Raw genomic sequence first — 637 nt, 5'->3', positions numbered from 1 at the left:
CACCAGGCGGGCCTCGATGGATTTCGACACTTCTTGATAACACCGATATCCAGTGGGATAGTGACTTCAACACATCTCGGCCTCCCCACACCGACCCCGGTGGGAATCCAGCAGCGCCTTCCTTCCTCGAAATAGTCGCCGATAGGGCGCGGGTATCTGGTTGCCGCCGTGTTCACAGGTGATGATGAAGCGATCCATCGTCTGACGAATCGTCACCAGCGCAACTCGGGTAAGTCGCGAAACACCTGCCGCACGCCTTCGCCCCATTGTTGGCTGAGGGTGGTGAAATAGGGGTCTCCTTCTTCGAATCGACGCCGCCACTGCACTTTGAGGCTGTCTCGTTCGTAGCAGATCAAGTCGATTGGCATGCCCACCGAAAGATTGCTGCGCATGGTCGAATCAAAGGACACCAGAACACATTTCGTGGCGTCTGCGAGGGGCGTGTGTTTCGTGAGCACGCGGTCGAGGATGGGCTTTCCGTACTTGGTTTCGCCGGTCTGGAAGAAGGGCGTGTCGATACCGGCTTCGATGAAATTTCCCTCGGCATAGATCCGGAACAGCCGGATCGGCTCGCCCCCGATCGGGTCTGCTGCACGAATAGGTGACATCTGAGTTGGCTTGCCCCGGGTGGGTGGGC

General features: G+C 58.2%; 1 pseudogene. It reads right to left on the bottom strand.

The annotated features are described in order from the left end of the window. Positions 1-212: 212 nt before the first annotated feature. Positions 213-637: pseudogene (locus CRM90_RS30080) on the bottom strand (hypothetical protein); the annotation flags it as partial.

The sequence above is a fragment of the Mycobacterium sp. ENV421 genome (assembly GCF_002887815.1).
Classification (GTDB): domain Bacteria; phylum Actinomycetota; class Actinomycetes; order Mycobacteriales; family Mycobacteriaceae; genus Mycobacterium.
The sequence above is the reverse complement of the archived record's forward strand: the minus strand, read 5'-3'. Positions and strand labels throughout refer to the sequence as shown.